Raw genomic sequence first — 11,029 nt, 5'->3', positions numbered from 1 at the left:
AAAAATCCATTACCGTCACCATAACCATAGATAGTTGTGGCTCCATTACCTTTTATAACAAGATTGTCTTTTGAAACAGTTATTGTATTATTAGTTATATCATAACTTGCATAATTACTTAAATCAACGATTCCTCCATCTTCTGCTGAATCAACTGCAGTTTGAATAGCATCAGAAGTATTTGCTGTTGGTGAGACTGGATCTGCAGCCAATAACTCAATATCTTCCACAGCTACAACATCTGTATCTTCAACTGCTACAATATCATCAGCAGCAGTTTCTGCAGATACTGAACTAACAGATAATGCGATTAAAACAACTAAAAAGATGGATAGTAATATCTTTTTGTTATTCATATTTTTTCTCCTAAAATTTAAATCATAATCAAACTAATACGAAATAAAAAAATTATTAAAATTACCTCTTTTTTATCGGATATTAGTCAATTAATATTATTTATCGATATGCAATATAAATCTTATTATTTATCGAATACTAAAAAAATGATGAAAAATTATTTAAATTTTAAAAAACATATTAATAAAAAGTTATAATTAAAATTATTAATTTTAAAATAATATTTAAAAATATAAATAGCATTCAATAATAAATAATAAATATTATTGATTTTAATTAATTTAAAAAAATATGAAAAATAATTCATAACGATAAAAAATCAAAAAATGTTTTAAATATAAAATAAAATACAAAAAAAAGGTTAAATAAAAAAAATAAGGATTTGTAAATAGAATAAATGAAAATATTTATGCAAATTAAAGTTCTACTAAATTCAGCTTAATAATTAATAGATATTTAAATTTTAAAAAAAAAACGATATAATAATTATTATATATCATATCCTTCATAAAAATATAATAAGAAGCAAATCTTAAAAAATGGGGGAGGTGAAATAATTAATTCAAAATATTTTCTCATGTTACTAAGTTTAATGATTTTATTAAGCATTTCAGCAATAAATGCAGAAGATACACTTAATTCAACAATGACTGCAACAATAACTGATGAAAATCAACTTCAAAGTGAGGAAATTACAATAGATTCATCTTCACAACTGATTAATGAATTATCAGAGGCAAAAAATAACGATGTAATCCTACTTGAAAAAGGAACCTATAAAATCAGCGATTTTGAAATAACAAAAAACCTAACAATAAAAGGAAATGCTGAACCCCTCGATGTTATCATCGATGGAGAAAGAAAATCAAGCATATTCCTCATAAGAAATGATTCTTTGCATGTTACTTTTAAAAATCTAACATTTATCAATGCAAACACAGAAGGTTTCGGAGGAGCAATTTCGATGGAAACCGGACATGTTTATGTAGACAACTGCTATTTCATAAACAATACGGCTGGCGTAAATGCGGGGGGAATATCCAATTATGGAAACGAAACCCATAGAGGATATTTGTTATTGAATAATTCCTTTTTCATGAATAATCATGCAGGCCATGACGGCGGAGCTGTAACAACATGTTTTGCCGATTCAGATATTTACAATTGTGTTTTTATCAATAATTCCGCACATAGAGATGGTGGAGCGATAAGAGTAAGTGTTTCCGGATATGGCAATGTTGAAGACTGCATTTTCATGTTCAACCATGCGGATGAATGGGGCGGAGCATATTACAGCTGGTCCGGCGAATCACATATCAACAGATGCATCTTTATGAACAATACCGCCGGGACAAACGGCGGAGCAGTAATGGTTTCCGGCAATATAAATCTGGAAAATTCCATCATCACCAATAACAACGGTGGAGAAACAGGAGGATCTTTCTACATTCAACAACCTATGTATGATGCAAAAACCGTGATAAATATCCATAATAACATAATTACCAATAATTCATCACCGTATGGCCAAGAAATATTTATTAAATGGAAAGATACTAAAAGCCTATATACAAAATTCGACAATAATGATTGGGGAGATGAAAATCCAAATGACTCTTATGTAATTGATCCCAATCATGTAACAACCAGAAGCCATGTATCATCCACCATCAAATCTGATTTATTCAGCATTTTAAATGTGAATTTATTAAATAAATATAGCGATTTGGTTAAGGATTTTTTCCCAGATGATTCTTTAGACACACTTAAAAGCCAATTCAAAACTCCGAAAATACCTGATCAAAAGGAAAATAATTCCAAAGATATCCCTACTCCTAATTCAAAGGTTATGAAAAATTCCAGTGCAGAAAAAAATTTAAATAAAGTAAAATCATGTGAAAATAATACAATGACTTCAACTTCAGATGATGCATCCAATATGATTGAAAGTAACCTTAATCAACTGTTGGTTGTTGGAAATTCAACATCTTATGGTGAGGATAACAAGGCTTATGAGTTAAACAAAACTAACCAAGAATCTGTTGCAAAGCAAAGCAATTTAGACATTAAACACTTCATTGCACTGATTGTTTTCATATTAATTTTATTAATAATCGGATACAGAAGAAACAAAAAATTAGAGTAAATAGCTTAAAATCCATTACCATTTATTATTCTTATATAAAAATAAATAAAAAAAGAAAAGAGATGAAATTTACAATTTTGATTTCATTTCACGAATATCTTCACGATAATACATTCCAATTGATAAAATTATTAACAAAATTATGAATGTAATTCCAGTAACTTTATAAAATTCATCATCATCGATTAAAATTTGTTTTACTACAGATTGTGGAGTTGAACCTGAATCTGCATCTACACCAGAACTGCTTTCAGATGCGCTGGAAGGGGATGTTGATGTTTGTGTTTCATAGCTTTGCTCTACATCATTTATTTGATTATTTGCATTATTTGCAGGTTCTGTTTTTTGACTATAAGTACTGTTTCCAGTATTCTCACTACTTTCAACAGTAGAATGGCCATTTCCTTTGTTATTGTTTCCACCAGAGCCCTGCCCGTCTCCATCACCAATGCCATTTCCTCCACCAGTTCCAATATCCTCATACAATTGGTAATTTGGAATTGATGGATATTCATAATCTTGTGTTTTACCATTATTTGCTATTGAAGAAGATTTGGCATCTGAATCATAAGTATTATCCCTTCTTGAAGAATCAACAGTTGCCTTAACAAGATCACCATCTTTCGCATCTACAGTAAATGTAGCTGTTCCGCCACTAACAGTTAATGATATGCTTTTTCCATTATTAATCCTATATGACAATGTCCTGTCAGGGAGTAAACTGGCCAAATTTCCATTAGAATCTATAAATGCAACCTGAAATTGGTTTGGACCTATCTGGGTGACAGTGAATTTTATTTTATTTGTTTTGATTTTAGGACAAATTACACCGTCACTATACCAATTGTCTCCAAGTTTCAACGGGTCATCATTGACATCGTAATAAGTATCCCTAGCTTCAACTTCGCGCTCTACATTTCCTACAATGGCATTATATGAAATGTCCTGATTTTTTGGCATGACATAATTGCCGCCAAATTCAATTCCCACAAATCCATTATGAGATATAACATTTGATTGGATTTTATTATTGCCTATTTCTGATAGGGAAATTCCGTTTTCAGTGTTGGATTCAATTGAATTTCCTTTTATAGTTAGACCATCTCCTGCACTGTAAACATAAATACCATTTTCACCATTTTTAGAAATCGTGTTTTTATCAATGTGCAAATTGTTCGGCCCTTCGCCATAATTTTTGCCATTAATTTTTTTATCCAAATAAATACCATTCTTGCCATTATATGTTAAGGTATTTCCATGAATGTAAACATTACTGGATTTAGCTACCTCAACACCATTTTTAGCATTATTTGCTATTTTATTGTTAAAAATATATGAATAACTTGACTCGGCAAGAATTATTCCGCTTTTAGAATTTTTAACAATATTATTTTTAGTAATGTTCAAGTATTTAGTGTTTAAAGCAACAATGCCATTGCCTTTTGAGGTAATGTCATTTCCATAAATGGTTACATAATCGGCGCCATCAACTTTGATTCCATCACCACCATCAATCTTAAATCCTTTAACTTTTGTTAAAGAAGCATTTTTTCCCTTAATAGTGATTACTGGACTTGATGAACTTGATTTCAATGTAGTTTGAACATTGCTTTGTAACGTTAAGGATTTGGTGACAATCAGATTAATATCTGCATAGTTTTTACCTTTAAATAAGATTACATTATTTGCTTTAGCATTATCAATAATCTTTTGGATTTGGGCATTACTCATTCCACTTTCTACTTCACGAGTATTGTCCATAGTAATTTTAGTAGTCAGAGAGGAAGATTTATAATTTGAATTTCCTGCAAATTTAGTTACAATATTATAAGATCCATCATTTAATCGTATTTGCAATGATGCAATACCTGCAGAATCAGTGTTCTGATTATAACTTTTACCATTAACAGTAAATGTTACCTTAGTGTTTTGAAGAGCTTTATTATTGCTATCCAATAATTTTACCTTAAAGTAATCTCCAATCACATCAAAATTTGTTTGACTTTCAACTTGAAAGTGAGTATTATTCTGTGTAGCTTCAAGAACTTGTGTATCATTGGATAATTCTAAAGCAGGTTTCTCTGAAAAAGACAATGTCTCATTAGCATCCGTAGAATTATCAATTTCCTGAGCAGCACAAACATTTAATGTTAGTAATGAAAATATCAAAAGTAGAATAATTAAACCTTTTTTATTCATATTTCACCTCCTTCAAGTTCAATTTGTAAGAATAAATTATTGAAAATTATCCTCATAATTTATTATTATAAATTAATACTATATAATATTGACTAATTTTTATTTAAAATAAATATTTTTATAAAATAAATACTAATTACTTAAATCTATCTAAAAACACTAATTTAAAATAATTAAAATTTAATGAACTGAAAAATAATAATATCGGAAATTAATAAACTAAAAAGTTCCATTCAAATTAATTTTTGTTGAAACTCAATAATATATCATCCCCTAATTTACTTTATCTTTAACATTGCAATTAACAATAGTGAATCTGGAATATTAAGCTAAAATTCGTCTTACCGATTTTAATTTTTGAATTTACATAGACTATTAGACCAAAAATTTAAAATTCCAAACAAAATTTAAAAAGAAAAATATTTAATTGTTAAATCTTAAAATTAAAAATATATTACGAAATGAATATAATTTATATTTGATTAAAAATCTATAAAATGGGGGGATAAAATATTAATAAAAATACTAATACAAGAAACATTTTAATTATATTTTTACTTATTACAGCAATATTTTGCCTTATAGGTTCTGTTAGTGCAGTAAAATTGGCAGACAATGATATTACTCAAAATATTGATGATAATATAATTAATAATATCGAAAATGTCGATCAGAATACTTATCTAAAAAATTCAAACGATGAACTATATGATTATTTAGAAATCGGAGAAGAAACTGAATTAAAAGAAAATTCAAACATAATTCACGTTTCTACAGATGGCAATGATTTAATGGGAGATGGAAGCAAAAATAATCCATACAAAACAATTAAACAAGGAATCAATAACAGCTATGGAGAATCAACTATCTACTTATCAGAGGGAACATTTGATGACTTTAACCTCACCGTCGATAAAACATTAACCATTGAGGGAGTAAAGGACAAGACAATCATTGATGGAAAAAACATGTTTAGAATATTTAAAATGGATTCCCCTGCAAAATTAACATTAATTGGATTGACTTTAATAAACGGAGGCACTGATGGAGAAGAAGACGGCATAGGAGGAACCATTTATAATAATGGAGGAGAAATTACTTTAATAGACTGTACAATAAAGGACTCTAATGCCGGCCTTAATGGAGGAGCAATATACAATAATCTTGGAAGATTAACCATAATAAACTCAAATATCATTAACAATAGCGCATTCCAGTATGGTGGAGCCATATATTCATTAGGAATTACAAAAATTGAAAACTCATTTTTTAGCGAGAATCATGTTCTAGCTGAAAAAGGAGTGGGAGGAGCTATTGCATGTGGAGGAATTGCATCTTTTAACAATACTCTGTTTTTAAAGAATTATGCAATATATTCTGCAGGAGCAATACTTAATTTAGCAAATGCAACAATTAACAACTGTAGCTTTATCAATCAAAATACAAATTATACCGCCGGCGCAATCAGTAATCATAATTACTTAATAATCAACAATAGCCAGTTCATTAATGGCTATGCCCAATATTATGCAGCGGCAATTCTTGCACCTCCAAGCGGGCAACATGTTGTAACTGAAGTATACAATACAATTTTTGAAAAAAATTATGTTACAAACCATGCATCCGTATCCAACAACTTTAAAGATACTGAACTTAAAATGGAAAACTGTGCTCTTCTTGGAAATTATATAAAACTCAATAGCGGCAAGGCATATGGCGATGTTGCATTGGATGACAATGCTTCCTTATTATATTGCTGGTGGGGTCAGAATGATATAGGCCATTATTATTCCCCACATAGCTCTGATTGGGAAGCATGGAAGATAAATGCATCAAGATGGTTAATAATGACTTTTACATCAAATAATGAACAAGTATATCAAGAAAAAAACAACATATTAACTGTCAGCTTGCATCAATACTTTGATAATGATACCAAAGAGATATACGAATATGACAAGTATATTAACTTGCCTTTAACTGTCAAATTTTATACAAATTCTGTAATAATAGGGGATGTCATACTCGAAAATGGAACTGCCACAATAAGTTATTCCCCAGAGCCAAACATAAGAACTGTTTACGCCAAATTAAACAATCAGATATTGGAAATTCCAGTAAAATTGAAAAAGGACTCCCAACTCACAGCAAATGATTTCACAGCATATTACAAATCAAACAAAAACTTAGAAGTAAAAGTAACAGATAATAATGGTAATGGGCTTTTTAACAAAACTGTCAACTTAACAATCCTCGGAAAAACTTATAGTGAAAAGACAGACAAATATGGAATAGCAAAATTTTCCATCAATTTTAACCCTGGAATCTATAACGCTAAAATAAGTTTTACTGATGATGATTATAGAAATCAGAATAAAGATATTAGTGTAAAAATTCTAAAAATCAAAACTTCTTTAAGTGGTAAAAATCTTGTAAAATACTATAAAGCTAAAAAGAAATTAACCATAAAATTGCTGGACAATAATAAAAAACCATTGGCATCTAAAAAGATTAAACTTACTATTGCGGGCAAAAACTACTACAGCACAACCAATAGTAGAGGAATAGCTACTTTTGCTATAAATAAGAAAGTAGGCAAGTACAATGCAAAAATTACATTTGCTGGAGATAGCAAATATCAAAAATCCAAAGCAAACGTTAAAATTTCAGTTAAATTCAAAACTGTTTCCAAAGGCAGCAAGGATAAAGCCATGGTTAAAAAAATACAAAATGCCCTTAAAAAGAAAGGGTATTATAAAGGCTATAAGTTAAAGGTAAACGGAATCTACGATAAACGCACACAAAAGGCAGTGAAACAATTCCAAAAAGCAAAAGGATTAAAAGTAACTGGAAAAGTAAATCAAGTAACCGCAAAAAAACTAAAAATAATATGAGATTATATGAAAATATAATTGAATCCCAAAAAACACTAAAAAAGAGCCAATTAAATTAGTTTTTGCTGTCTATCAATATAGCTTGGCTCATTGACTTCATTTACAACATCACTCTCTTTAACCTCACCAATCAGCAAGGGTGAATAGGGATTGTGCAACTTTTGGTTCTTTTTAACCAGCTTCATGTTGCTGTTGGCATAGCAATATCTGCATCCATGCATGCATGTATTATAAGCTCCAATATCCCTTCCGAATATGCAATTGCATTCGCGGATCCTATATTTTCCTTTGGGAATCTTTAATTTATTTCCAATGGCCTTTTCAATTACCTGCTGGGTCATGCAGCCTGAAGAGTCAAACCCGAACTGGTCTAAAAGAGTGCCTTCAACACATGTTTTCATCTGAATATCATAATCCTTAGCTATTCTTGAGAAATTCTCCCCAATAATCAGTTGCTCTTCTTTTGTAACCTCTTCGGCTTCGGGAAAATTCCTTAAAACCTTTTGATACAAATCAATGAAGCTTATTGTACAGTCATCAGTACAATCCGACAATTCACAGGCCAGCTCCTCAAACTTATCAATATGAAAATCCAAATCATATTTTTCAGTTATAAAAATCGGATCATATCTCCATGAAACCTTATTGACTCCTAAAGTTTCAGACAGTTCCTTAAAGCTTTTGATGACCTTTTTAAAGCTAGGGACATTTACCTCAATATCCCTATCATAAGGATTTATCGTTACAAACCAAAATTGATTGAAATCATTCAATTTGTCCAGATTCTTTAATAATGGCTTAGGGTTTTTGGTGCAGAAGCACAAGCAGTCGATAATTTTAGAATCAAGCGAATATTTGTAGATATCATTATTATAGGGATTTCTGGTGCAGACAAACCCTTCATCAATCCTGTTCAAGAACCATTTACTAAAAAAAGCTGGAATATCGGTTCTAGTTCCTGTATTGATTATCATAAAAAAAAGAAAAAGTAAAAGAGATTTATAAATCTCTTCCGAAAATGTGTACTGCTGCAGTACCACCGGTACCTCCAATGTTGTGGGTCATACCGATTTCTGCACCATCCACTTGACGTGCGCCTGCTTCTCCTCTGAGTTGCCATACGACTTCAGCAGCCTGAGCGATACCTGTAGCACCCAGTGGGTGTCCACGTGCCTTAAGACCTCCTGAAGTGTTGATTGGGAAATCACCATCGATTTCAGTTTGTCCTTCTTCAATAGCTATTCCTCCTTTACCTTTTTCGGCAAATCCTAAGTCTTCAACTGCTAAAAGTCCGTTGATTGAGAAACAGTCATGCACTTCAGTTAAATCAATGTCTTTAACAGTAACTCCTGCCATTTCATAAGCTTTTCTGGAAGCCACTTTTGTAGATTCAATGGTAGTGATATCTTTTCTGTCGTGTAAGGTCAATGTTCCAGAAGCTTGTGCAGAAGCCTTTACATAAATTGGAGTGTCAGTGTACTTTCTAGCATCTTCGGCAGGCACCATTACAACTGCTGCTGCTCCGTCACTTACAGGAGAACAGTCAAGAAGTGTCAATGGGTCTGCAACCATAGTGGAGTTGATAACTTTATCAACAGTAACCTCAAATGGGAATTGTGCATTCGGGTTTTTGGATGCGTTCTTGTGGTTTACTACGGAAAATTGTGCCAATTGTTCACGGGTGGTTCCGTATTCGTACATGTGCCTTTTTGCAATCATTGCATACAATGACGGGAAAGTAGCGCCTTGCTGTGCTTCCCATTCCTGATCGGATGCAGTGGCAATAGCTGGAGTAGCATCAACTACATCAGTCATCTTTTCCACACCAGCAGAAATTACAACATCATGAAAACCTGATGCAACTGCCATAATACCTTGTCTTAAAGCCAATCCACCTGATGCACAAGCAGCTTCAACTCTTGTGGTCGGTACAGGGTTAAGACCTACATGGTCGGAAATAAGTGCGGCAATGTGTTCCTGTTCTACAAAAAGTCCTGAGGACATGTTTCCAACAAACATCGCTTCAATGTCGTCACCGTCAATGCCGGCATCAACCAAAGCCTTTACTCCCGCTTCGGCAATCAAATCTCTGAATGATGAATCCCATAATTCACCAAATTTTGTTTGTGAAACTCCTATAATCGCAACATCTCTCATATTTAAGCCCCCTTACATTTTAATTTTGCCTTTGAATTTAGCATAAACAGCATAATCGACATAGGTCTTTTGGTCAATAATGTCTTGTGTTTTTGGAGCTAATTCTCTTCTTTCAACAATTTCATCTTTTACGGTTATTGTGAATCCGTCACTTCCTGCACCTGATCCGTATGAAATAACGAATATGTTATCTCCAGGTTCGGCAACATCCAGGATATTGGATAAAGCCAATGGCACAGCGCCGGAATAAGTGTTTCCAATGTTAGGAGTCAACAATCCTTGCTTGATTTGTTCGGATGTGAATCCTAATTTTTTTCCTGCCCTCAAGTAGAATTTACCGTTAGGTTGATGGAAACAAGCATAATCATAATCTTCAGGTTTTGAATCAGTTTCCTCAAACAGCATCTTTGCAGCGCTCAAAACATGTTTGAAGTAAGCTGGCTCTCCTGTAAAACGGCCACCGTGGGACGGGTAGTCCTGGCCTTCCCTCCTGTAGAAGTCAGGAGTGTCAGTTGTGAAACTGCATGTGTGATTAATATCTGCTATTGTATTTTCCTTTCCTATAATGTAAGCAGCACCACCGGCGGATGCGGTGTATTCCAAAGCATCTCCAGGAGCTCCTTGTGAAGTGTCGGCACCAATAGCAAGTGCATATTCAACCATATCTGACTCAACAAGACCCATGGACATTTGAATGCCTGCGGTTCCTGCCTTACATGCGAATTCCAAATCGGCTGCAGTCAATTTTGGAGTTGCGCAGACCGCTTCAGCAACAATGGAAGCTGTCGGCTTTACTGCATATGGATGTGATTCGGAACCTACATAAACAGCACCAATCTTTGATGGATCAATTTGAGCTCTTGCTAGAGCATATCTAGCAGCAGTAACTGCAATAGTTGCAGTATCTTCATCAGGAGAAGGAACGGACTTTTCATTAACAACTAATCCGTTTGATAAAGCTACAGGGTCATCACCCCATACTTTAGCAATTTCTTCTACCTTTATTCTATATGATGGCACGTGTGCCCCATATCCTACTATTCCTACCATTAAATCACCTTAAATAATAATCTTAAACGAAATTAAAAATTTAATTTAATTATTAGTATTTTATTTTTATTATTATATAAAATTAACTAAAAATGGAGTATTTTTTAAACAAAATAAGTATTTTAAAAAAGAATTAATATCAAGATGCAGTCGCCGGGATTCGAACCCGGGTTGTAGGCTTGGAAGGCCCAAGTAATAACCAGACTATACCACGACTGCATAAAAA

The 11,029-nt window shown here is 32.4% G+C and carries 7 protein-coding genes and 1 tRNA gene; 2 read left to right on the top strand and 6 right to left on the bottom strand.

Translation table 11 applies throughout. From position 1 onward, the window contains the following. Window positions 1-356: hypothetical protein (locus ACJROP_RS05545; RefSeq protein WP_406534492.1), on the bottom strand; the 356-nt coding region annotated here is incomplete at its 3' end. A gap of 578 nt (window positions 357-934) precedes the next feature. Here ACJROP_RS05545 and ACJROP_RS05540 point away from each other — a divergent pair. Continuing rightward, window positions 935-2,503, top strand: coding sequence for a hypothetical protein (locus ACJROP_RS05540; RefSeq protein ID WP_406534491.1), 1,569 nt, complete (start codon window positions 935-937; stop codon window positions 2,501-2,503). Between the two features lie 69 nt (window positions 2,504-2,572). Here the strand turns inward: ACJROP_RS05540 and ACJROP_RS05535 are convergent, their stop codons facing one another. Beyond that, entirely contained in the window at window positions 2,573-4,702 is a 2,130-nt protein-coding gene (locus ACJROP_RS05535; protein ID WP_406534490.1) for a right-handed parallel beta-helix repeat-containing protein, read from the bottom strand. Between the two features lie 605 nt (window positions 4,703-5,307). On the opposite strand from ACJROP_RS05535, the gene ACJROP_RS05530 reads away from it, so the two are divergent. After that, a complete protein-coding gene (locus tag ACJROP_RS05530; RefSeq protein WP_406534489.1) occupies window positions 5,308-7,596 on the top strand; it encodes a peptidoglycan-binding protein in 2,289 nt (762 codons plus the stop codon). Between the two features lie 50 nt (window positions 7,597-7,646). Here ACJROP_RS05530 and ACJROP_RS05525 read toward each other — a convergent pair whose 3' ends face one another. The 4 genes from ACJROP_RS05525 to ACJROP_RS05510 all read right to left on the bottom strand — a co-directional run bounded on the left by ACJROP_RS05525 (window position 7,647) and on the right by ACJROP_RS05510 (window position 11,022). Then, complete coding sequence (locus ACJROP_RS05525) at window positions 7,647-8,570, bottom strand: DUF1848 domain-containing protein (protein WP_406534488.1); 924 nt, start codon at window positions 8,568-8,570, stop codon at window positions 7,647-7,649. A 25-nt stretch (window positions 8,571-8,595) separates the two neighbouring features. Next, window positions 8,596-9,753 (bottom strand): thiolase domain-containing protein, encoded by a 1,158-nt coding sequence (locus tag ACJROP_RS05520; RefSeq protein WP_406534487.1) that lies wholly within the window; start codon window positions 9,751-9,753, stop codon window positions 8,596-8,598. A gap of 12 nt (window positions 9,754-9,765) precedes the next feature. Continuing rightward, a complete protein-coding gene (locus ACJROP_RS05515) occupies window positions 9,766-10,803 on the bottom strand; it encodes a hydroxymethylglutaryl-CoA synthase (protein WP_405268836.1) in 1,038 nt (345 codons plus the stop codon). 145 nt (window positions 10,804-10,948) lie between these two features. Next, a tRNA-Gly gene (locus tag ACJROP_RS05510) sits at window positions 10,949-11,022 on the bottom strand. Window positions 11,023-11,029: the final 7 nt, after the last annotated feature.

Source organism: Methanobrevibacter sp. (genome assembly GCF_045220775.1).
Classification (GTDB): domain Archaea; phylum Methanobacteriota; class Methanobacteria; order Methanobacteriales; family Methanobacteriaceae; genus Methanocatella.
This window is presented reverse-complemented; position numbering and strand designations above follow the sequence as displayed.